17 protein-coding genes are annotated in these 24,334 nt (G+C 27.1%); 5 read left to right on the top strand and 12 right to left on the bottom strand.

What is annotated here, in order from left to right:
* Positions 1 to 3: 3 nt before the first annotated feature.
* From NSA50_RS06065 to NSA50_RS06055, 3 genes are all read right to left on the bottom strand, one after another.
* Positions 4 to 327: a hypothetical protein gene (locus tag NSA50_RS06065; protein WP_195266825.1), complete on the bottom strand. Its 324-nt coding sequence runs from the start codon at positions 325 to 327 to the stop codon at positions 4 to 6.
* A gap of 158 nt (positions 328 to 485) precedes the next feature.
* Positions 486 to 1,853: a sensor histidine kinase gene (locus NSA50_RS06060; protein WP_257443747.1), complete on the bottom strand. Its 1,368-nt coding sequence runs from the start codon at positions 1,851 to 1,853 to the stop codon at positions 486 to 488.
* The gene (locus tag NSA50_RS06055) at positions 1,853 to 2,521 is read right to left on the bottom strand and encodes a response regulator transcription factor (RefSeq protein WP_195266827.1); all 669 of its coding nucleotides are present in this window, start codon (positions 2,519 to 2,521) and stop codon (positions 1,853 to 1,855) included. The genes NSA50_RS06060 and NSA50_RS06055 overlap by 1 nt, the downstream gene beginning before the upstream one ends.
* A 344-nt stretch (positions 2,522 to 2,865) precedes the next feature.
* On the opposite strand from NSA50_RS06055, the gene NSA50_RS06050 reads away from it, so the two are divergent.
* Positions 2,866 to 3,909 carry an IS1 family transposase gene (locus NSA50_RS06050; protein ID WP_195266828.1) on the top strand — a complete coding sequence of 348 codons (1,044 nt, stop codon included), beginning with the start codon at positions 2,866 to 2,868 and terminating at the stop codon, positions 3,907 to 3,909.
* Between the two features lie 465 nt (positions 3,910 to 4,374).
* Here the strand turns inward: NSA50_RS06050 and NSA50_RS06045 are convergent, their stop codons facing one another.
* The 7 genes from NSA50_RS06045 to NSA50_RS06015 form a co-directional block, all read right to left on the bottom strand.
* Positions 4,375 to 4,716, bottom strand: coding sequence for a cupin domain-containing protein (locus NSA50_RS06045; protein ID WP_257443744.1), 342 nt, complete (start codon positions 4,714 to 4,716; stop codon positions 4,375 to 4,377).
* Between the two features lie 279 nt (positions 4,717 to 4,995).
* On the bottom strand, positions 4,996 to 7,461 hold the full coding sequence (locus tag NSA50_RS06040) for a YhgE/Pip domain-containing protein (RefSeq protein ID WP_257443742.1): 2,466 nt from the start codon (positions 7,459 to 7,461) through the stop codon (positions 4,996 to 4,998).
* A 411-nt stretch (positions 7,462 to 7,872) separates the two neighbouring features.
* Entirely contained in the window at positions 7,873 to 8,424 is a 552-nt protein-coding gene (locus NSA50_RS06035; protein ID WP_195428916.1) for a sugar O-acetyltransferase, read from the bottom strand.
* 171 nt (positions 8,425 to 8,595) lie between these two features.
* A complete protein-coding gene (locus tag NSA50_RS06030) occupies positions 8,596 to 9,168 on the bottom strand; it encodes a TetR/AcrR family transcriptional regulator (protein ID WP_195266832.1) in 573 nt (190 codons plus the stop codon).
* A gap of 16 nt (positions 9,169 to 9,184) precedes the next feature.
* Complete coding sequence (locus tag NSA50_RS06025; RefSeq protein WP_195266833.1) at positions 9,185 to 9,637, bottom strand: methylglyoxal synthase; 453 nt, start codon at positions 9,635 to 9,637, stop codon at positions 9,185 to 9,187.
* A 419-nt stretch (positions 9,638 to 10,056) separates the two neighbouring features.
* Positions 10,057 to 18,696 (bottom strand): GH36-type glycosyl hydrolase domain-containing protein, encoded by an 8,640-nt coding sequence (locus tag NSA50_RS06020; protein WP_257443737.1) that lies wholly within the window; start codon positions 18,694 to 18,696, stop codon positions 10,057 to 10,059.
* Positions 18,697 to 19,177: 481 nt separating this feature from the next.
* The gene (locus NSA50_RS06015) at positions 19,178 to 19,558 is read right to left on the bottom strand and encodes a hypothetical protein (RefSeq protein ID WP_257443735.1); all 381 of its coding nucleotides are present in this window, start codon (positions 19,556 to 19,558) and stop codon (positions 19,178 to 19,180) included.
* Positions 19,559 to 19,827: 269 nt separating this feature from the next.
* Between NSA50_RS06015 and NSA50_RS06010 the strand changes: the two genes are divergently transcribed.
* The 3 genes from NSA50_RS06010 to NSA50_RS06000 all read left to right on the top strand — a co-directional run bounded on the left by NSA50_RS06010 (position 19,828) and on the right by NSA50_RS06000 (position 21,215).
* Positions 19,828 to 20,013, top strand: a complete 186-nt coding sequence (locus NSA50_RS06010) for a DUF6440 family protein (RefSeq protein ID WP_195266836.1) — start codon at positions 19,828 to 19,830, stop codon at positions 20,011 to 20,013.
* A gap of 229 nt (positions 20,014 to 20,242) precedes the next feature.
* On the top strand, positions 20,243 to 20,689 hold the full coding sequence (locus NSA50_RS06005; protein WP_195428913.1) for an HIT family protein: 447 nt from the start codon (positions 20,243 to 20,245) through the stop codon (positions 20,687 to 20,689).
* 154 nt (positions 20,690 to 20,843) lie between these two features.
* Positions 20,844 to 21,215 carry a hypothetical protein gene (locus tag NSA50_RS06000; protein ID WP_257443731.1) on the top strand — a complete coding sequence of 124 codons (372 nt, stop codon included), beginning with the start codon at positions 20,844 to 20,846 and terminating at the stop codon, positions 21,213 to 21,215.
* Between the two features lie 805 nt (positions 21,216 to 22,020).
* Here the strand turns inward: NSA50_RS06000 and NSA50_RS05995 are convergent.
* Positions 22,021 to 22,398 (bottom strand): hypothetical protein, encoded by a 378-nt coding sequence (locus NSA50_RS05995; RefSeq protein ID WP_195429858.1) that lies wholly within the window; start codon positions 22,396 to 22,398, stop codon positions 22,021 to 22,023.
* A gap of 365 nt (positions 22,399 to 22,763) precedes the next feature.
* Between NSA50_RS05995 and NSA50_RS05990 the strand changes: the two genes are divergently transcribed.
* Positions 22,764 to 23,192: a hypothetical protein gene (locus tag NSA50_RS05990; RefSeq protein ID WP_257443729.1), complete on the top strand. Its 429-nt coding sequence runs from the start codon at positions 22,764 to 22,766 to the stop codon at positions 23,190 to 23,192.
* Between the two features lie 288 nt (positions 23,193 to 23,480).
* Here the strand turns inward: NSA50_RS05990 and NSA50_RS05985 are convergent, their stop codons facing one another.
* On the bottom strand, positions 23,481 to 24,326 hold the full coding sequence (locus tag NSA50_RS05985) for a MurR/RpiR family transcriptional regulator (RefSeq protein ID WP_257443727.1): 846 nt from the start codon (positions 24,324 to 24,326) through the stop codon (positions 23,481 to 23,483).
* Between the last annotated feature and the right edge of the window lie 8 nt (positions 24,327 to 24,334).

Genomic DNA, 24,334 nt, shown 5'->3' with positions numbered 1-24,334 from the left:
TGATTAATATCTAAATCCCATCATAGATCCAGTTCTTCCCCAAGCTCCTCTTCCTCTACTTTCTGAATTAAATCCATATCTATTTCCTTGTCCTTGACCTTGATAACCCTCGCCATAATAAGGACAATGTTGATTTCCCCAGCTAGAATAATTATTATCATCACTTATATTATAGTCTTCGCCTATATTAGAATTTTCAGTTTCACTTATCGCTGGATCACCTGCTGCATCTATTATTGCACTACCTTCCTCTGCTGCAAAAGCTATAGCCCCTGTCCCAATTGTAATAGCACCTATTATTGATAATGATAAAATTAATTTTTTCATAGTTATTATACCTCCAATAAATATTTCCTTAATTAGATAAATATTACTCTTATAAATAAGTATTTTTTAACTGTCCTTATTTATTAAGTATCTTTAAAAATATAATAACTTTTATTTTTAATAAGTTAATGACTAATTTGTGATGAATCTGTGAAAACTTATTTTTCTTTTATTAAATTTCTAGGAATAATAAAAGAAAATTTACTTCCTTCCCCTATATTGCTTTCCACTCTATAATTAAATTCATGTGCTAATATTATTTCCTTAGAAATGGCTAATCCTAACCCCATTCCCCCACTTTCATTTCCTTTATAATATCTATCCCAAATATACTTAATAGATTCTTGTTCTATTCCCTTTCCATAATCCTTAATATATATTTCTATATTCTTATCTACTTCCTTCAACCCAAATACTATATTTTTATTCTTACCTTCAGAATGTTTTATAGCATTAATAAAAAAATTAGATATTACTCTAAATAAATAATTATTATCTATGGAAGCAAAAATCTTCTTACCATCTAAATTTTTATCTATTTTAAGATGTAAACTATAATTATCATAATTGCCTTTAATTAAATAATTATTTAACTTATCATAACTTTCTTTTACAAAATTCTTTATCTCATACTCTAATGGCTTAATTACTTTTTTATTATCTCTTAGTTTTGTTAAAACCAATATTTCTCCTACAAGATCTGTTAATATATCAACTTCTTTAATTATACTAGATGCATATTCAACAACTTCCTTACCAGAAACTAACTCATCCTTTATAACCTCACTGTTAGCTCTAATTACACTTAATGGTGTTTTTAAATCATGACTTACATTTGCAATAAACTCCTTTTGCATATTATCTTTGACTTCAAGTTCCTTAGCCATATTATCTATGCTGTCATTTAATTCCTGTATCTCATCTTTCGTATTAATTTCAAATTTACTACCATATATTCCTTTAGAAATATCATTAGCTCTTTTGCGTAAGGATATTATTGGCTTTGTAAATTTTTCTCCAAGGTAAATAGCTATAAAAGCGGATATAATTAATGAAAATATAAATATTGATATCATTATTAAATTAACACTTTTTATTAATGATTTTGTTCCTTCATAGCTTTTATAAACTACTATATCACCGTAGCCAGAATTTCTTTTAAGTCCTATATATGTGTTGCCATCACTAGACTTAAAAATCTGCCTACCTTTTATACTCTCGTAATCTATAGAATTCATTTGTCCCATCATGCCCATCTGACCCATATGCCCATGTCCTTTACCAGCTTTACACATATTCGTAACTTTTCCATTATTAATTAATACAGCATATATATTCGCCAAATCTGTAACAGTATTATTCTTTGCTGCTTCCAAAACATATTCACTGGCTTCTTCCAAATCAATATACTCATTATTTATATAAATCTTAGGTAAAATAAATGATGTTAAAATCAATCCAATAATCGTCACTACCAAATTCATTAATATCATATACTTAACTATTCTTTTACTTATCTTATTCATTATTCTATAGTAAGGCTATAGCCTACCCTCCATACAGTCTTCAGATTTTTTCTAAAAAACTCCAACTTTTCTCTTAGTTTTTTAACATGCGTATCTACAGTTCTAGTATCTCCATAAAAATCATACCCCCAAACACTAGTTATTAAATCTTCTCTTGTAAAAACTCTATTCCTATTCTTAATTAAAAACATTAGTAAATCATATTCCTTAGGCGTTAGAATAATCTCATTATCCTTTTCAAAAACTCTTCTATTATTATCATCTATTCTCAAATTATCAAATCTAATTTCATTCTTATATTCATTTTTAGGACTATTTATCCTTAATCCAACTCTTAAAACTAATTCTCTCATACTAATAGGCTTTACCATATAATCATCTGCACCAAGTTCAAACCCAAAAATCCTATCTTCCTCTTCTCCTCTAGCACTAGTTATAATAACTTGTGTTTTATTATTTAAGGACTTAATTTTCTTTAAAAGATACCAGCCATCCTTATTAGGCATCATTATATCTAATATGACTAAATCATATGTACTATCTTCAATTAAGTCCTCCGCTACTTTACCATCATTAGCCACAGTAACCTCATATCCACCCTTTTCAAGATATAACTTCATAACTTTACTTATTTGCATCTCATCTTCTGCTACTAAAATCTTTCTCATATATCCTCCAAATTAATATATTTCTGTACTTATATTCCTAAATATTTATTTATAAATAATATAGCATACATTAAAAACTACATCTAACTATTCAAACTATAAAATAAACTGTATATTAATAGCAAGAATTTGTTCAATTAACTCTACTCTATACATAATATTTTATACTATACATATGTGTTTTAAAAACGTGTTGTTTTAAATATTATTAGATACTCATTGATTAATCTATAACTTAATTGTCTAAAATTAAAATATACATTATATGTACTATATATATTATATGTTCTTAAAATATTCTCTTCTATTTCAATACCAAAATAATAATATTAAGGATGAGTAAAATGAAATCTAAAAATAAAACTATCATAGAATATAGCAATGATCCTATAAAAGAAAATACAATTAAAAATATTTTTAAAACAATTAATGATCATTTAGATTATCTTAATACAATAGATATATTTAAAGATAAAAAAATCAAATCTTGTCCTTATTGTCAAAATAGCAAATTTATTAAACATGGAAAATTTAGAGATATTCAAAGATACAAATGTAAAAATATAAACTGTTCTAAAACATTTTCTGCTAAAACTAATTCACCTTTTAGTTATTCAAAGAAAAATATTACATTATGGATGAAATATTTATCTCTTATGAATAGTGGAATGTCTATAAGAGCTTGTTCTCATATTTTAGGAATAAATATTGCAACCTCATTTTATTGGAGGCACAAAATACTTGTTGCAGAATCTTCCAATAATAATTTTAAGATTTTAAAAGATTATGTTGAAGCAAATAAAATAATGATAAAAGAAAATTTTAAAGGCAATAAAAAATCTAAAACTTTTAATAGAGAAAAAATATTTATAATTTGTGCCATGGATAATAATGAATCAATTTTATCTAAAGCAATATGTAGATATTCTATCTCTTTAGCATCGATATCAAAGAACTTCTATCCTAACCTAGATAAGTCAGCTTTTTTAGCTACCTCTGGAGATAGATGTTTAGTTGCCTTTGCTAAAAAGCATAACTCTACAATCCCTAAAACAAAATTAGATAAATTAAATAAAATTAACCTAAATGAAATTAAATTTGGGAATTTAAATAGTAAAAATACTTTTTCCTATGCTGAATTACCTCATATCCATAGCTTCTCTTTTAATATTTATAGATGGCTTAAGAAGTTTAAAGGGGTTGCCACAAAATATTTAGAAAACTATTTAAGCTGGTACATTCTTGACTACAAATCTAACTATTCTCTTGGAAACTCCAACCAAATTATACTATTAAAGAAACTAAATGATGAAAATATATATTTAAGAATTAAAGATTTTTCAACTTTCAAATTATCATATCAATATACTTGTATTGGTAATTATTAATTTACTATTGAATCAATTACTAATACCAGCATAAATTTTATTTTTATATCATTATTCTTATAGCTTCAATTTATAGAAACAACAATTTGTTAAAACACATATAAATAGTGTTAATATTTAAACCACACATATATGTCAATATGCTTGTGAAATTCTTATTATATTAACAAGTATATTTCTAATAGTACGTTTTTTATAATAGTCATTAAATTATTTAGTTATCCAACTCATAAATTTAATCTTATTATATTTAATTATTTAATTCATAAACATAAATGATATACTTTTTATTTAAAATAAAAATAGAGCAATAAATGTATTACTCTATTTCATATAAATACTTCTAAATATGTTTATATAATGTTTCACTTCTTTATATAAGAATTTTTAATTTTATACATATAATTCACGTATAATTCTGCTGATTTCAAATAAATTTAATATTTTAAATTATCTTCTCTTTTACTATTTATATTCTGCTCCTGCATCTACTTTTGTAACTTGAACTGCTGTCATATTTTGTTTATTCCCATTTGTAATTTCATGCCATTCTCCTGTAGGGATAAATACTGTACTTCCTACACTAACGTCAAATTCATTTTCTCCAACCTTTATTTTTCCTTCACCTTTTAAAAATATAAATATTTGTTCTCCATTTGGATGTCTGTGTGTTTTTAGAACTTGACCTGGCTTAAAAAAATAAACTTCTGAAGTTATATCATTTCCTGAAAATACTGGTATCTTCGGAACCACCATATCATTATATTGCTCTATTGTTCTATTTAAAAGTTGTTTATTAATATCCATACTAAAACCTCCATAATTCTAAAGCTAAATAATATTTATGAAATCTCTTTACCCTTAGTATTACTTTTCAGAAGTATATTATTCTATATAAATATTTAATAATGATACTAATATTCACTATAATAATAATCCTTTAAAAATATAGCCTGTAATATTATCAACTATACTATTCTCAAATATAAAAAAGATACTCATATAACATAAATATGTCCTATGAGCATCTTTTCTCTTTTCTATATTAATTATTTATCTTTAAATTAATCTTTAATTATAGTGATATTAAGCTACTACTTCTGATTTTCTTCCTTCTATCTTTTCTGCTATTTTTTCTCCAACATTTTTTAATGCTACGGAAATAGCTAAAAATACTACTAGTATTATTCCTAGAATTAAGAAATCTTTTCCTATTATGCTATAGTTGATTACATCTGCAGAAATAACTTCTCTTAAAGCTTCAACAGCATAAGTAAATGGCATATATGGATTTATTACTCTAAAGAATTTAGGTACTACTTCTAGTGGGAATGTACCTGCACATGCAGTAAGTTGAAGTATTAATAATACTATACCTAATAATCTTCCAGCATCGCCTAATAGTGAAATTAAACATTGAATAATTGAAACAAAAACTAATGATAAGAAAATATTAGTTCCTATATATGCAACTACGTTACTTGTCTCTAATCCAAGTATTAGTACTACTACACTTACAAGAACAGCTTGTAGTACACCTACAAATGCATAGGATAAATATTTTCCTACTACTCTATCAAACTTAGATAAATTTTCTTCATCTTTTACCTTAGATGGTATTACGAAGAACATCATTATAGCACCTATCCATAATGAAAGTGGAATAAAGTATGGTGCAAAACCTGTTCCATAGTTTGGAATCTTGTTTATTGAATCAAAAGCCATATTAATTGGTTCTGATGCAAATTCTCCCATTGTGTCTGATGGATTTACTAGACCATCTTTCATCTTATCTGCACCTTCGTTTAGCTTAGTTGTTAATTCATTACTTCCATCATGAAGCTTTTTAACTCCATCACTTAACTCTGGAACACTTGATGTTAATTGTGATATACCATCATTTAATGCTTTTTGTCCACTTACTAATTGATTTGAACCATCAGCAAGTTTAACAGAACCATTTGCTAATTCATTTGAACCATTGTAAAGTGCTGTTATACCTGATGCTAATGTTGGAATATTAGATTTTAAAGCACTAGTACCATCATTTAATTGTGATGCTCCTACATTTAAATTATTTAATCCAGTATTTAGATTTCCCATATTATCTGAGATAGCCTTTAATCCTACTCCAAATTCACTAGTATTAGGATCTAAATTAGCATATAAACCATTTAATCCTGCATTTAATTGTGATACTCCATCTTTAACAGTTCCAACTTTTGAAATTAAGCTACTAGTTCCTGTTGCTAAGTTTTTTGATCCTTGTGCATAATAATTTAATGATTTTTCAAATGCCTTAGATCCTTCTGCAAGTCTCTGAATCTTAGGTGCGCTTTCTTGTGAATCACTTTGAATCTTATTTATAATTTGTAGTGCTTGCTGTATTGACTTATTCTTATCTTCTTCGCTAGTAGAAGGACTTACTGCATTCTCTAGAGCTTTTTGTATCATCACTGTTGCACTTGCTGAGTCTGAAACTCCATTTATTAATTCGTTTATTCCAGTTTCTATTTCTGAATATCCTGTTACTAAAGGATCTGAACTAGCAATTACTCGATTTGTTCCTTCATATAACTTAGCTATATCCTCTTGCCCTGCTGATAATCCTTCATTTAGCTGGTTAGCACCAGCTTTTAATTGTCCAACAGCTGGATATATTTTTCCTGTGTATGCATTATATATATTTTTGCTTCCATCAGCTAATTGGGTTGCTCCTGATGAAGCTTCAGAAATTCCTGACTTTAAATCGCCTGTTCCTTTTGCTAGTGCATTTACTCCATCACTTAATGTTGGTACTTTTTCATATACTTGTCCAAGTCCTGAATTTAAAGCTTTAGCTCCACCTATTAGTGTTCCTATACCATCATTTAGCGCTACTTGTCCGTCTAATAATTGATCTGATCCATCACCTAGTTTATTGGCTCCATCAACTAATTCTGGTACTTTTTCATTCATTGTGCTTAGACCATCATAAATTTGTTTACTTCCATCAGCAGCTTGAGTTAATCCGTCTTTAGCTTCATATAAACTATCAAATGCTACTTCTACATAATTACTAGATATTTTTTTAGTAATCTTAGCTTTAAGTTCAGCCTCTACTTTTGAGTTTATTTGTGATGCTAAAAAGTTTTTCTTATCATTTGATATAAAATCAACTTTTGCTACTTGTGGTTCTCCTTCTTTGGCTGATATTATTTTTGATGAAAAATCTTCTGGAATTACTACTTTTGCATAGTACTCTTTTCCCTCTAAACCCTTATTGGCTTCTTCTTCAGAGGCTATTTCCCATCCAATCTCCTTATTATTCCTAAGTTCATCTTCAACATCTTTACCATAGTTTACTTTGGCACCATCTAAGATAGTCCCTTCATCTTTATTTACTACTGCAATGTGAACATCTTCAAGTTTTGCATATGGGTCCCAGAATGCATATAAGTATAATAATGAATATAATAGCGGTACTACAATAATTGCAATTATCGATACTCGTATGAATCTGTTTTTAAATATGCTCTTGATGTCTTCCCCTGCAATCTTTAGGAAATTCATACAATCACCTTCTGTTAAATTTTTTATACTGATTAGTCAGTCAATCAATATGATATATTTATACTACTTTTGTACTGAGTAGTCAATATAATTTTAAAAAATATATTTATATTTTTTCACTAATTTTTGGAACATAATCGAAAATTATTTATTTATTTCATCTATTTTATTTATTTTATCTATTTTATTTATTAAATTTATTTGATTTTAAGTCATACTATATAACATATACTCTTTTATTTAATAAAAATAAAAAGATTAGATTTATGCTTCTCAATATAAATCTAATCTTTTTATATTTATAATTTAAATTATTTATTACTTTTCCTACTTCTCATTTATTTGAGTTGATCATGAATTATTTTCTAATATTCAAAATCAATATTACTAAAGATACATCTTTAAGCTCCATTACTCTACATTTTTAATTATCTTTGCTGGATTTCCACCAACTACAACATTATCTGGAACATCTTTTGTAACTACTGATCCTGAAGCTATTACTACATTGTTTCCTATAGTTACTCCTGGATTTATTGTTGAATGTCCGCCAATCCAAACATTATCTCCTATAGTAACACTTTTTCCATACTCATATTTTAATCTTTCTATTGGGTTTATTGGATGTGTTGCTGTATAAATATGTACTCCTGGTGCAATAAAACAATTTTTCCCTATTCTTATTTCACATACATCTAGCATTATGCAGTCAAAATTAGCATAAAAGCCATCTCCAACATGTATATTATATCCATAATCACATTTAAAATTAGGTTCTATATATAAATTTTCTCCTGTAGACCCTAAAAGTTCTTTTAAAATCTTTTTACGTTCATCTCGTTCTGTTTCTATAGTATTATTAAATAGTCTCGTTAATTTTCTTGCTCTTAATCTCCCATTTTTTAATTCTTCATCGCTTGGATCATATGGTAACCCCTGAAGCATTTTTTCTTTTTCTCTCATATATTCTCTCCCTAAATATTTTTTTATTATTACTTATTCTTATAAACAAAAACCTTATTTATGTACTGCTAATTTATTATAGCTTAATAAAGTAACAAATATTTATATAATTTTCTATAAATATTCGTTATTTATTAGATTAATATTTAAATTTAGAAAATAACGATTTCATTATCTTTTTACATTAATTCCATATTCCAGGTATCTCATAAATTTTTCCACGATCTCTTCATGATCATATTGACCTTCATTTATAATTTCATAAAGTGCAGAAGAAACTAATACACCTATTAATCCATAGCTTAATAATATTGGATCATCATTTTCTATAAATCCTCCATCCATTACAGCTTTAAACTTAAGTGAACTTTTGCTTATAAGAGTCTTTATTTCTTCTCTTAGCATATTATTTCTTTCACCAGTTCCCCAAAGTTGACTGATTATTACCTTAAATAAATCCTTATTTTCATAAACATATTTAAGTTGAACTTTAGCTGAAACTTTTATTATTTCATATGGATTTTTAATATCTTTTGTTGCTTCCTCAATTTCTTCATTTATAAGGTTTATTCCCTCTTTAATTATAAACATAAAGAGTTCTTCCTTACTTTTAAAGTGATAATATAAGCTACCCTTTGCTACACCAGCTCTAGCTACAACTTCATCCATTGTTGCTCCTGTATAGCCATAATTTGAAAAAACCTTTATAGCTGATTCAAAGATAGCTTTTTTAGTTTTATTCATTAAGATCTCCACCTTCTTAAAAATTATCTTTTCGTATTCTCCCATAATAATCTATCACATTTTTCTCGTACTCTTCATTAAGCTTATTAGAGCTTAAAACAAAATCAGCTGTGGATTTACTCATTGCAACTATTACATCATATAATACAGCTATTCTAAGCAAAGCCTTAACATCTGGATCATGAGGTTGTGATGTTAATGGATCCCAAAAGAATATCATTATATCAATATCTCCATTTACAATAGCAGCTCCAATTTGTTGATCTCCTCCCATCGGTCCACTTTTAAATCCATGAACACTTAATCCAGTTTTTTCGCTAATTAGCTTAGCTGTTGTACCAGTTCCACAAAGTGTATGCTTTTTTAATATTTCCTTATTTTCGTTTACCCATTCAATTAAAGCTGACTTTCTATTATCATGAGCTATAAGTGCTATTTTTTTCGCACCACCCATTTTATATTCACTCATACTTCTCCCCCTAATTCTATCTATGCACAAATTTAATTAATATATTTTTTGATTAATAATATACATATTTAAATTAGTACCATATCAAATATATTTTTAACAATTATTTATTTACCATTACTAAAATTATACATAACTAATTATTAATTTACAATGTTACTGATTTTTTAAATTATATTTATTATGATTTTTTAAATTTTCATTCTTATTCTCTTTAATATTATTACTCAAATTTATCTGCTGAAAAGTTAGGAGTAAAAAGCAATTTATAAAAAATGCCATATTACTGATATTGGCTTTTTCAGTAATATGGCTAACTCTTATTATTGTATATGCGTATTTATTAAATTATTTTTGTATTTTAACTTCAATCATATCCTAATTTATATGCACAAATATCCTAATTTATATACACAGTTTTATATTATAACTTCTATATTAAGGCTTCCTTTATCCCTTGGAATTAAATCATTAGTAGTCTTTTCTCCATTGATTGTAATTCCCTTAACTTCACCACGTTTAATTTTTATATTGTAGTCTTCTGTATTATTTTTAATATTTATCTCGTATTCATTCCACATTTCTGGGATACATTGTTCAATCTTATATCCTTTTCCTTCTATTTTCTTTAAGCCTAATATATCTTCAAGTCCTACTTTATACATCCAGCCTGAAGCTCCTGTATACCAGCTCCAGCCACCTCTTCCACCATGAGGTTCTTTAATATATACGTCTGCTGCCATTACATAAGGTTCTACTTTGTAATTTCTTGCTTCAAGTTCTGTATTAGAATGGTTTATAGGATTTATCATGTTATAATACTTCCAAGCTTTATCTCCTAAACCAAGCTTAGTTAAAGCTAAAATAACCCATACTGCTGCATGTGTATATTGGCCTCCGTTTTCTCTAACACCTGCTACATATCCTTTTATATATCCAGGTTCTAAAGCAGACTTATCAAATGGTGGTGCTAATAATTTTATAAGCCCTTTATCTTTATCTACAAGATATTTATCAACTGCTTCCATAGCTTCTTGTGCTCTTGTAAGCTTTGCTGCATTTGAAATTATTGACCAGCTTTGAGATAAAGAATCTATTTTGCATTCATCGTTTTCTCTTGATCCTAGAGGCGTACCATTATCAAAGTATGCTCTTCTATACCAGCCTCCATCCCAAGCATTTTTTTCTAAGTTTTCTATTATGAATTCTTGGAATGTATTATATTCATCTTCCTTTTCATTATCTTTCTTATATTTACAAATTTCTTTAAATCCATCTAATATCTTATATAAGAACCATCCAACCCAGACACTTTCTCCTTTTCCTTTGTTTCCTACAGTACTCATTCCATCATTCCAGTCACCACTACCCATAAGAGGAATATTATGCTCTCCAAACTTTAATCCTCTATCAATAGCTTTTAAGCAATGTTCGTATATAGTTCCATTTTTATTTGATTGATTTACTATAGTATATCTTTCATCTTCTCCATTTCTTAATGGTTCATCTTCTAGATAAGGAGCCTCTTCATCTAAAATACTATAATCACCTGTAGATTTTATATATTCAATAGTTACATAAGGTAACCATAATAAATCATCTGAAAATCTAGTTCTTATACCTGAGTTAATTACTGGATGCCACCAATGTTGAACATCTCCTTCAAGATATTGTCTTGATGCACTTCTTAAAATCTGTTCTCTTGTTATAGTTGGATTTAATATACCTATAGACATAGAATCTTGAAGTTGATCTCTAAATCCATATGCCCCACCACTTTGATAAAAAGCTGTTCTTGATAAATATCGACAACTTAAAGTTTGATACATAAGCCATCCATTTAACATATAATCCATAGATGCATCTGGTGTCTTTACTTGTATATTTCCCAGGAAATTTGACCAATATTCCTTCACTTTTTGTAGTTCTTCATCAACATTCTTTATTTTGCTATATTTATTTATTTTTTCTTGTATTAATTTTTTATTTTCTTCTTCACCAAATATTATTACAAGTTCTTTTTCTTCACCAGCTTTTAAATCTATATCTAATGAGGCTGCTAAACAAGGATCATAGATACTACCAGATACATTATTCAATTTATTTTTCAGTAATGCTTCTGGACTACTTAACTCTTCTCCAACTCCTAAGAAACTCTTTCTATCACCGGTAAAGCTTTGATTATCTTCACCATTTATAGACAAATAAGCTTTTAGTTTACCAAAATATTTTGAATAAGGATTTTGGCCATATATATATTGGCCTTGGACATGGGTGCTTATATATTTAGCACTTCCATAATTATATACACCAAGTACTAACTGAGCATAGTAAAACAATGATATACTTTTATCTACATTTGATAAATTCTTAAGAGATACTTTACATAATTTCAACTTTTCATCTTGAGGGCAAAATACTTTCATTTCACCTCTTATGTTATATGCAGTATGTTTGAATGTAGAGAATCCAAAACTATGTTTTATAATATATTCTCCACCATCTCTTATTGGCATAGGGGTTATTGTAAAATATGCTCCGCTATTATTATCTCTTATATATAAAGCTTCACCTGTTGGATCTATTACCCAGTCATTGCTCCAAGGCGTTATTTTATTTTCCCTACTGTTTCCACACCAGGTATAAGTTGAACCCACCTCGGAAATATGGAATCCAAAATCCTTATTAGAAACTACATTTATCCATGGTGCTGGAGTATTTTCATAGTCTTTAAGCCTTATAACATAACTTTTATCAGATTTATCAAAACCTCCATATCCATTAAAGAACTCTAAATCACCAACATTTAAATGTTCATTTCCAAATTCAGTTTTCCTTACTTCTTCTAATTTATACTCTTTTTCTTTATTAAAATCATTAAAGTCATTAAATTCATTAAATTCATCGTACTCCTCTCGACTTAATGATTTTTCTAGCTTTTCTTCATTTAAGTTATTAAATTTATTCTTTTCTAAGATATTTTCTAAGTGTTCATTCTTATTTATTTCTTTATCCACAAAGTTCTTTACATAATCACTTTCATTTATATTTACCTTTATTCTATTAATAGGAGCTATATCTTCATTATTTTTGTATTCATCAATATTATAATTTACAGCTTCTACTAATTGATTAGCTAAGGTTCCTTCTTGTGAATTAATATATAGTTTAGAAATACCAATAATAAAGTCTCTAACATCATCTCCCATAGTTGACTTATTATGAATGAAAATACCACCTGATTTATTTATATTTTCTCTTTCAACAGAATTTTTAACTGTTGATATAATATTTTTTTGAAGTGGCTCTTCATATGATATTTCTTCTTCATTGTAAATTATTAAATCTGACTTTATTCCCTTGTTCTTGAAATAATAGTGCATATTTATAACTTGCCTTAATAGATCTATATCATCTTCACCTTCAATAGCTAATAAAATAATAGGTAAATCTCCTGATATTCCATAAGCCCACAAGTTTTCTTGATTCATACTTATATTTCTTATATAATCTTCTCTATTTTTTCTACCACTATGTAGATATAAGATATAAGAAGCTAAGCTTTGATATATATTTGCCTGTGCTGATCTAATTCCTATATGCTTAAGTTCTAATTGATTAGAATAATTAAAAGCATCTGCACTCTTTTCTATCATTGGAACTTCTTTATATCTTTTAATAAGCTCTAATACCTCTTCTTTAGATTCTCCAACTCCTGTTAAATAGTAAATTTGCTTTTCTTCTCCAGGGCTCAAAGTAATCCTACTTCTCATACTCATTATAGGATCTAGTACTGTTCCAACTGTGTTTTGAAGTGGAGCATCATTATCCATAACTTCTGGTGATTTTAAGCTTCTATTTCTTCCTATAAAGTTTAGTCTTGATGTTTCATAAGTTAAATCACCATCTAACTCAAAATTAGTAGCTATAGTATGGAATATATAATGAGTAACTGCACCTTCAGCTCTTGGTCTTCTATTACCTATTAAGCTTTTAGTTTCTTCATCATATTCAGTACTTATAAATAAATTAGAAAAGCTTGGATGTACTGCATCACCTTCAAAAGATTGTAATGTTACTTCTAGATAACTTGTTATTTCTAAAGTTCTTAGTTTTTCGCCTGTATTTTTTAAAGATAATTTTCTTACTTCCAAGTTATCCTCACAAGCTACTGTAACTTCATAATTAGTTTTTATATTTCCATCTATTCTTTCGTATTTGGCTTTATCAAGGGTAAATTCCACTACATAATCATCATTATCTTCCTTGCATGGCTCATAAGTAGCACTCCAATAGTCATTTGAATTTAAATTCTTTATATAAAAGAACATTCCGCTTGAATCGGACGTGCTATCACCCTTCCATCTATAAACGGTCATACCATCTTTTTTAGAATATCCACTACCACTATCAGTAATCATCGTAGAATAACTTCCATTTGATAATAGTAAGACTTCTGGATTTTCTCTTCTGCTTCCTCTAAATAATCTTGGAATAAAGTCTTCTTTTTCTAATTTTTTATTATTAACACTACTTATATCAACTTCTCTTTCAAATGTTATATTTTGAGGAATCTTTTCTTTTAATAAAAGCTCTACTGCCTTTATTTCTGGAATACTATGAAATCTTTCTTTTAGTATATTGTTATTTATAACATTATCTAGAGCTAAAAGAGACATCCCTAAATGGTGAACCATATAACATCTAACTTCCTTAGCTTCATCCTTAGCTTTTTCTTCACTATAATCTATTGCTTCGATAAATCCATATCTTCCATAAGCTTTATTATCATATAATCTTCTAAGATTTTCTATTGATCCCTTTTTATCATATGGAAGTGTCATTATAGATGAATAAGGAGATACTACAACTTCTTGTTCAAGGCCCCTCTTTAAACCTATTCCAGGTACACCAAAGGCTTTATATTGATAATTTTGAGCAACATCAAATTCATAATAAGCAGATTCTGATATTCCCCATGGGATATTCTTCTTTTCGCCATATATCTTTTGCGCATTTACAACTGAAGAATAAGTTAAATCCCATATAGTATTTTTAAAATCCTTCATTATTTGGAATGGCATAAAATATTCAAACATAGTACCACTCCAAGAAACTAAACTCTTTTGACCAAAGACCTTTGTCATATTCCTACTTAAGTTATACCAATGTGACTTAGGCACTTCACCTCTTGCTATTGCTAAAAATGATGCAATTCTAGCTTCTGATGCCATTAAATCATAATAAGAATTTCCTAGTGATTTTTCTTCAACATTATATCCTATTGCAAACAGGCCTCTATTTTCGTTATATAAGAATTTAAAGTTCATATCTTTCATAATGCTATCTATCTCAGAAGATAAAAATTTAAGCCTTTCATCAAACTCCTTTAGCTTACTTACCTTTTTATTTAATATTTCCTTAAACTCTTCGCCTGAAGCATTCTTTATATCTTCTAATAAATCTATAAGTTGCAATAAACTTGGAGCCTTGTAACTCTTAAATGAATCTATTACTATTTTTTCTATACCATCAAATATAAAATCATAAAAATCTATCTTTGTTTCTATTTCTCTTTTTAATTTCTTTATCCAATAGTATTCTTTTTTAGATTTTTCATCATTTTTTTCATTCTTTTCTAATTTAGCATTTATCCTTTTTAACTCATCTACCAATATATTTTTATATTCTTTTATATCTATAATGTCAGGTAATCCATCATAAAACTCTTCTTTTTCATCTTTCCTAATTAAGTCATATGTATCCTTTATTGCTGAAACTTCTTTTTCTCTTATTATTGGCTCTTTACTAAAACTTTTTATAGTTTCTTTAATTATCCACAAGTATCCTAAAAGATTTCCACTATCTACTGTTGATACATATCTTGGCCATAGTGCTTCTTTTGTTTTGGTATCATACCAATTTAAATAATGACCATTATACTTTTCTAATCCCCTCATTCCATCTAATATTGATTCTAATCTATAAATAACTTCCCCTATTGATATATATCCAAAATCATAAGCAGTTAAATTAGTAATTAGTCCCATACCAATATTAGTTGGAGATGTTCTATGAGCTACTCCTTTAAAAGGCTTTTCTTGAAAATTATCTGGAGCTAAATAGTTATTTTCTTCATTAACAAAATCTTCATAATATGCCCATATTCTTCTACTACTTTCTCTTAAGAACTCCTCATCCTCTATATCTAATCTTTCTCTTATAACTACTTCTTCTTTTGATATCTTACATGCTATTGCAGGTGCTAAAGCCCAAAGAATAGATATTAACAATGTGGCTATTAAAATTTCTATGGAATTATCTAAACTAAGTAGTAATACTACTAAAGCTATTCCTATTGATATCCACATTTTTTGATAATACCACATATAAGTATTTTTAACTGATTTCTCAACTTTATCGGCAGTTTTCCATTGAAGCAAATTCTTTTTAGATATAACTAATCTATAAATTGTTCTTAATATAGCATCAAGCATTAGCCAAGCTTGATATGGAATAAAGCTTAATATCAATATTATTTGTTTTAAAGTTTTAAATGTTCCCATCAGTTTATTTTTAGGTGTTACAACGAAATCAGTTACAGTAAATACTAATGGAGTTATTAAAGCTAAAAATAGCAACACTGCTACTTGAACTGCTCCATTTAATACTGTTAATACTCCAATAAGTGCTAATAATAAACTTGGTGCAAGTAAACTCCTTCTAAGGTTATCGATAATCTTCCATTTAGATATTGTTGATATCTTCCTTGAAAAAGCAAAGCTTGCTATTTGCCAGTCTCCTCTTACCCATCTATGAAGTCTTAAAGCACTAGCTAAATAACTTGATGGATATCCATCTATAACTTCAACATCTGTTACTAATGCACATCTTGTTAGTACTCCTTCAATTAAGTCATGTGATAAAACTCTATTTTCTGGTATTTCATCTTTTAAGATATTATAAAAAGTATCTATTTCTATAATGCCTTTTCCCGTAAATATACCTTCTCCAAATAAGTCTTGATACGTATCTGATGAAGCTGTCGAATAAGCATCTACTCCTGCATCTCCAGCAAAGATTTCTGAGAAATATGTTTTATGCTTATCTTCTAAATTTACACCAACTTTAGGTTGCATTATACCATATCCTCTAACTACAACTTCATTTTCTATATATGGAGTATTTAATATATGCCCCATAGCCCCTATAAGCTTCTTTGCACTTCCTATAGGTAAAAATGTATCACTATCTAATGTAATTATATATTTTGCACTTTTTAATGATTCTATATTGCTACTTATTATATTATAAGTAGTTTTTTCATTTCCTCTAATTAATGCCATAAATTCCATGAGCTTTCCTCTTTTTCTTTCATAGCCCATGTAAACTCCCTCTGAGTCATTATATAATCTCTTTCTATTTAAAAAGAAAAATCTAGCTTCTTCATCTTTTGCATATTTTTTATTTAACTTATTTACAAATCTTATGCCTTCATCATTTATAGCCTTATCTTGTGCCTCAATTTCATTACTGCTATCACTTAAATCTCCAAGTAAAGCAAAGAATATATTTTTATCTCTATTAGCTAAATAATATATTTCTAATTTTTTCAGTAAATCAATTACACTTTTACTATTGCTTAATATTGCAGGTATTACCACTATAGTTTTTTCACTATCTGGAATTCCATTTGAATAATCCATCTTAGGTATAAAGCTAACAGGTGTTACTTTTGCTATAAACCAATTTAGTAATGATATCACTACTTCACTAGATGGAACTATCATTAAAATGAATGCTAAAAAATATTGACCTATACTAAAATTCAATGGTATTAAATATGTTAAAAGTATTACTACTAAATCTATTAATATTGTTCCTAAAAATATGGTTGATAAATAAGTTGCCTTTGACATTCTCTTATCTATATTCTTATTTATATTAAATCTCTTTAAGAGATCTTCTATTCCATCATCTACTAGGTAATAGCCTATATGCCTCTTATATGAATCTTTGCTTTCTAAATGTAAACTACCAAGCTCTAATGCAGTTTTAACCAATTCTATTTCTTTTATATTAGTCTTTCTAGATATTTCTTCTATCTTGTGCCTATAATAATCTTTTGTTTCAAAATCCATATCATTATAAATATTTGCTGGATCTTGTTTTAATATCTTTTCTATATTTGATGTTTCAGCGAAAAAGTTTTTCCAATTGATAGAATCCATTACTCTTAAAGAATTTATAGTTATCCCTATAGATGTTGCTATATTTCCTTCTCTTATATGGTCCTTTAATATTTCCTTTTCAAAGCTTGTATTTTCCTTTTCCTTTAATCTATCTAGCGCAAACTTATATATTCTCTCATCTTCTACTGAATTGTCTCTTAATATACTGAAAAACTTATCTATAAATTCTGGAGAAAATAATCCATCATGAAGACTTTCATCGTCTCCCATATAATTAGTATTTGATTCTTCGCCTTTATCTATTTTATTATTCCTTAATGGATACTTATCTTCTAATTTAGAAAGCAATATATCTATCTTTCCATTACTATATGAGTCTATAACTGTATTAGCTAAATCCTTAGCTCCTAAACGTTGCTTTTGAAGAACTACCATATCATTAGTTATAACTCCTAAATTAATTATAAGTGCAACTCTAAGCATTAATGGAAATGCCCATAACTCCCCTATTGTAAATATTTCACTCTGCTCATTTATAAACTTTATAAGCTCATTTTCTTCAATTATATTTTGACTCTTTCCTATATAATTCTTAGCCAAAGCATAAATTCTTGGATAATTAATCCCATCAATATCGCTAATAGGAAGATTATTAAAATAATTAATTGGCAAATTAAACTTAATTGTCTTATATTCTTTTTCTATTAAATATATATTATCAAGCAACCATTCAGCAGAAGAAATAACATCCTCCCCGTGTTTAACAAGTTTATTTAAATATCTATGGTTATGGACAATTCCCTTGAATGCTTCATTTAACTCTGTGAGCACAGTTCTTCTACTACTGTTTAAAATCTCATCCTTCATAAACTTTCTCATCTCCTTACTCATTGGTTTAAGGCATTTTTAAAAATAGGATAAGTTTATTATTTACAATATTGAAGAATTTTACTCAAAAAGAAATAAAAGAGTGAAAAAGTGAAATTGCTAATATAAAGGCGAAGATAAATAGATATGTTCCATAAGCTAAATAGCTTAGCAAAGAAGTACTAGGCTCGGAAAAACTACTATGCCAAGAGTTTTGGTTAACTCGCTACGCTCAAACAAACCAACAACACTAAGGCCTAGCAGTTCTTCCCTCACCAAGTACTTCTAGTTACTCGCTATATGCTTATTTCACATATTCTATTTATCTTCGCCAACTATCTTTGGCAATTAAAATTTTCAATTGAAGAATTAATCTCATTAATACATATCATTATGTTTAATTCTCAATTTATAAAAAATATTAATTTCCTAAACTTCGCAAGAGTTTATTCCTTAATTATCAATTGTCAATTTTTCATTTTTACAGTCTAATAAATTGCAAATCGAATTCTCCTTCACCTGTGTTATCAATATTTTCAAATATTAGTGTCCATTCCCCTACTACCTTATCAAAGCTTTTTGTTTCTTTTAAAGCTTTATCAGATGTAACTTCCTCACTCCATTGTATATTTCCATTTGGGTTTTTAAGTTCAAATTTAACATTGCCTTTAGTAATGATTAAATTTATCTCTAATTTCATCCCCTTAAAATCTTCTTCAACGTTATAAGTATAAATATCACTTATCTCAATACCTTCTTTAATAGTATTATGTGCTGAACTTTGGTTTCTTACTATACATCCTGTCATCATGAATAAAATTATCCCAATTATTATTGATAAACCTAAATTCCTTTTTATCATATTCCCGCTCCCTCTTAAAAAAATTATGTATTGTGATAAATTTCCAATCAATTTATTTTCAATGAAATATTTAAGAAATTAAGGAATAAAAAAATTGATGAATGTGTTCATAAATATTATACCATTATTTATATAATTTTATTTTTTATGGAATTTATAACTGCAATTAATATATAATTAGAATATATATTAATGAGAATTTGTATTATAAGTCTAGTAGTTTTATTTTTAAACTAATTGATAAATTAGAATTTTAAGGAGGCATTGTAATGTTTGGAAAAGAAAAAAAAGAAAAGCGATTTATTATTAAAGAGGAACAATCCTTGGGATTTGGAGCAATATACATCGTCGTAGATACTATAACAGGAGTTAATTACTTGACTACTGTTGGAACTGGTATGAATGGAATGACACCATTATTAGATTCAGATGGTAAAGTAGTAATTAATAAATAAATTTCAATTTTATTAATAGTACTATAATTTACTTATACTTTTAGTAGCCTGTGCTGATAGATGTACAAATAGAAAGATGAGAAAAAAACTATGATTATATATTAATAAAAGAAACTAAAGATAGTTATTGGGAAATCCATGATTGAGGATATTAATGATACACTTAGTAAAAAACTCTTTTAAATAAGTAGAATTGAATATAATTAATATTTCGGTAGGGGGTTATAAAATGAGCTGTAAAATGTGTGAAAATCAAAAAAACATTAAGGATGACCCATATTTTATTATGGAACTTGAAACAGGGTATGTAGTTTTAGGATGGTTTCAAAGGTTTAGGGGATATACTGTTTTTAATTGTAAAGAGCATGGTCCTGAATTACACAACTTAGAACATTCTTTTAAAATAAAACATCTTGAAGAAATGTCTCTAGTAGCTGAGGCTATTTCTAACATATTTAAACCAGATAAGATGAACTATGAATTGCTTGGAAATGGATGTCCTCATATTCATTGGCACTTATATCCGAGAGTAAAAGGTGATACACCTATAATTAGCTCTGTATATCAATTATCAAACGAGGAATTATTTGATGAATCCACAAGACCAGATGAGGAGCAAAGAAAAGAATTGAAAGAAAAAATTAAAAATGAAATTGTTCGTCTACTTTTAAAATAAAAATTAAATAGGTTATAATTCACCTTCGTTGAATTATGAAAGAAGTTCAGAAATATTCCACTAATATATGTATTATTTTATTTTTTATGGAATTTATATTTGTAATTAATGTATAATTAATATATATTAATTACACTAAAGGGTGGGATGTAGTTTGCAAAATAATAAATTAATACCAATATCAATAATTATACTTACATTTTGTATGCTATTAAGTTTGATTTATTTAGGATATTCAATGCAAAAGATAACTAATATACAAACAGAAAAGATAATTTCAAATAATAGTGTTATGACTATATCTGAAGTTGCCAACTATCTTGAAATGACAGTTGAAGAAGTTCAAGATATAATTAGCATAGAAAAAAATATGCTAAACTCAAACGGAAGTTATATGGGTATTATGTTTCCTTATTTTATAGTAGATAATAAATTATATTTCTATAAAGAACAAGTAAATGAATGGCTCAAAGATGTTTCAATTCAACATAAAGAATATGATACGAAAAAACACTTAGTATTTTAAATAAATTGGTAATCCTAATGCATTAAGAATTATAAGGGACCAATTAATTGACTGCTTTTTATATTTCAATACCAACATTATTTTAAAACAGAACTTTATGGATAAAAATGAGGAATAAAATAATTTCAGAAACAATTCAGATGAGCTGAATTACAATGGATAATTGACAATGGACAATGAATAACTTCTTTCATAATTCATCTTCGTTGAATTATGAAAGAAGTTTATGAATTTAACACCAAGATTTGTATTATTCTATTTTATATGAAATTAATATATATATTAATTAGTAATTGTAATTTATTACGAATTTAATAAGGGGATTAATAATATGAAATCTATAGTTTATAAAAAACGAATAACATTTTCTATAATACTGTGTCTGTTAACTATGTTGTTATACGCATATTTACATAGTCGTGAACTTATATATGTTATTTGGTTAGTCATACCTATTTTTGCTTTTTTGAATAGAAAGATATTAGGTAATAGAGTTAATTTGACCAACAAAGAAAAAATATTTTTAGTAGTTAGTTATATAGCAATACTTGTTGTATTTATATTCTTAACTTATAGCATGACAGTTAATAAAATTATTAATAACTAATTTGCAATTTTAAACTATTATGAATTAAGAATTGACAATTAATTCTCTACTTTTCCCTCACTATAATACCAGCATTCTTTTAAAACAGAATCTAATAAATAAAAATGAAAATATTGTTGATATGATTTAAAATTTAGAATTTAAAATTGAGGTTATAATTCACCTTCTTTGAATTATAACCTCAATTATCAATTATTTTTAGAGTCTATTAAATTGTAAGTCGAATTCTCCTTCACCTGTGTTATCAATATTTTCAAATGTTAGTGTCCATTCCCCTACTACCTTATCAAAGCTTTTTATTTCTTTTAAAGCTTTATCAGTTGTAACTTCCTCGCTCCATTGTATATTTCCATTTGGGTCTTTAAGTTCAAATTTAACTTTGCCTTTATTAAGAGTTAGATTTATTTCTAATTTCATTCTTTTAAAATCATCTTCAACATTATAAGTATAAATATCACTTATTTCAGTACCTTCTTTAATAGTATTATGTGCTGAACTTTTATTTCTCACTACACATCCTGTCATTATCGAAAAAACTATTCCAATTATAATTGCGAAACTTAAATTTCTTTTCATCTTATTTTCACCTCCCACCAAAAGGTAATATACATTTATTGCTATATACACATATTTATTATATACTTTTTCAACTATACGTAGTCCAGTAAATATTAATAAACTATATGAAATATCATAAATTGACGAATTCCTTTATATTATAAAAAATCTATTATAATTAAAAATTTTATGGTTTATAGTACTATATATCATAATTATGCTAAGATAAAAGAATTTAAAAGTATTCAAGCACTATTTATATTAACAATGTTAATTTTCCATTTTAAGTAATCATTAATAATAGATACTGTATAATAATAATATGAATACTGAATAAGTATATTGAGTAATTCATTAAGTATAAATAAAAGGGGGAGAATTAAGTGAAAAAAAATAAATTTATCATGCTCACTCTTTCAGCATGTTTAATAGGGATAATAATCTATTATCTTAATACTTACAAAGTTGGTAACATAGATAATGTTAGTGAAGGTTTTGTAAAATCAGAAATTTATAGTGAAGAGGAAATTAAAGATGCAATGAATATTGTTAAGAAAAAATTTGAAAAAGATTTTAAAGGGTGTATATTAACAGATTTATGGTATGGTGAAAATATAAGTAGGCGTTCAGAATCAGAATGGGCAAAACAATATAATGCAGATGAAGCAATAATTTTATTATCAAACTTTAATGTAGGTTCTTCTGGTATGGATGGATCACTAAATCCTAATACAACTTACAGCGAATGGCAATGGATTTTAGTTCGCAATAACTCAAATGACAAATGGTCACTTAAAACATGGGGATATTAATAAAATTAATTTTATTAATGTTTCAACTGAAGAATCAACCGAAGATAAATACTATATAATAATAAAAGAAGAGTGAAAGAATTGCCGATATAATTTATAATTTTAAATTTAAAATTCGGGTAATAATTAACCTACGTTGAATTATAAAAAATAAAAAGAGAAATTCTTTCGAATTTCTCTTTTTATCCATTATACATTGTCAATTATTAGTTGAATTCTATTCTTTCACTGAAATTTGAAATCTCTATTTCAAATAAATTTTCATTCTTTCATTTCTTAATTCTTTCACTAATTCTTAAGTTCTTCCACAGCTTTTCTTGTTATTCTAAGTTTTTCTTCTACGCCTTTTAGGTTTGTTTTTGCCATTCCTATAAACAGCATATCTATTATTGAAAGTTGTGATATTCTTGAACTCATTGCACCTTCTCTTAAAGTCTTTTCTACAAAAGGTACTTGCAGTACTATATCTGATATATCTGCTAATGTATTGTTTATACTAGCTTTTGTAATTGCTATAACTGGAACTTTAGCTTTTTTAGCATTTTCTGCACATTTTATTACTTCTTTTGTTTCTCCAGAATAAGATATAGCTATTGCTACATCTCCTTTTTCCATAAGTGCTGAGGATGTAATTTGAAGATGTGTATCAGAATGTGCAATACATCTCTTATTTATTCTACTTAACTTATAATAAAAGTCCATTCCTACCAAACTAGAAACTCCTACGCTAAATATATATATATTTTTAGCACCATTAAGAACATCTATAGCTTTTTCCAATTCCTCTTCTTTTAAAGTACTAATTGTTTGATTCATAATTGAATCTATTGATTTCTTTATACCATGAATTATATTTTTGGTTGATAAATCACCATGTAGATATTCAAAATCTGTATTTTCTTCATCACTTTGCAAGTTTATTGATAGCTGTAATTTCATTTCATTAAGTGAATCAAAGCCTATCTTTTTTGAAAATCTTACAACTGTTGGAGCTGAAGTATTTGTAATATCTCCTATTTCCTTTGCTGACATACCTATAATGCTTTTTTTATTGCTAAGTAAGTACTCAGCTATTAATTTTTCTCTATCTGTAAAGCTCTCGAAGTTCTGTTTTATATACTGCAATACGTTCATTTTCACAC

Origin of the sequence: Clostridium mucosae (assembly GCF_024622765.1) — a bacterium.
Lineage (GTDB): Bacteria > Bacillota > Clostridia > Clostridiales > Clostridiaceae > Clostridium.
Note: the sequence above shows the minus strand (reverse complement) of the source record. Positions and strands in the feature narration are given on the sequence as shown.

Coding starts and splice junctions, on each gene's coding strand:
- NSA50_RS05985 (WP_257443727.1), bottom strand. CDS start 24,326: ATGAACGTATTGCAGTATATAAAACAGAACTTCGAGAGCTTTACAGAT.
- NSA50_RS06050 (WP_195266828.1), top strand. CDS start 2,866: ATGAAATCTAAAAATAAAACTATCATAGAATATAGCAATGATCCTATA.
- NSA50_RS06035 (WP_195428916.1), bottom strand. CDS start 8,424: ATGAGAGAAAAAGAAAAAATGCTTCAGGGGTTACCATATGATCCAAGC.
- NSA50_RS06010 (WP_195266836.1), top strand. CDS start 19,828: ATGTTTGGAAAAGAAAAAAAAGAAAAGCGATTTATTATTAAAGAGGAA.
- NSA50_RS06040 (WP_257443742.1), bottom strand. CDS start 7,461: ATGAATTTCCTAAAGATTGCAGGGGAAGACATCAAGAGCATATTTAAA.
- NSA50_RS06020 (WP_257443737.1), bottom strand. CDS start 18,696: ATGAAGGATGAGATTTTAAACAGTAGTAGAAGAACTGTGCTCACAGAG.
- NSA50_RS06030 (WP_195266832.1), bottom strand. CDS start 9,168: ATGAATAAAACTAAAAAAGCTATCTTTGAATCAGCTATAAAGGTTTTT.
- NSA50_RS06065 (WP_195266825.1), bottom strand. CDS start 327: ATGAAAAAATTAATTTTATCATTATCAATAATAGGTGCTATTACAATT.
- NSA50_RS06055 (WP_195266827.1), bottom strand. CDS start 2,521: ATGAGAAAGATTTTAGTAGCAGAAGATGAGATGCAAATAAGTAAAGTT.
- NSA50_RS06005 (WP_195428913.1), top strand. CDS start 20,243: ATGAGCTGTAAAATGTGTGAAAATCAAAAAAACATTAAGGATGACCCA.
- NSA50_RS06025 (WP_195266833.1), bottom strand. CDS start 9,637: ATGAGTGAATATAAAATGGGTGGTGCGAAAAAAATAGCACTTATAGCT.
- NSA50_RS05995 (WP_195429858.1), bottom strand. CDS start 22,398: ATGAAAAGAAATTTAAGTTTCGCAATTATAATTGGAATAGTTTTTTCG.
- NSA50_RS06015 (WP_257443735.1), bottom strand. CDS start 19,558: ATGATAAAAAGGAATTTAGGTTTATCAATAATAATTGGGATAATTTTA.
- NSA50_RS06060 (WP_257443747.1), bottom strand. CDS start 1,853: ATGAATAAGATAAGTAAAAGAATAGTTAAGTATATGATATTAATGAAT.
- NSA50_RS06045 (WP_257443744.1), bottom strand. CDS start 4,716: ATGGATATTAATAAACAACTTTTAAATAGAACAATAGAGCAATATAAT.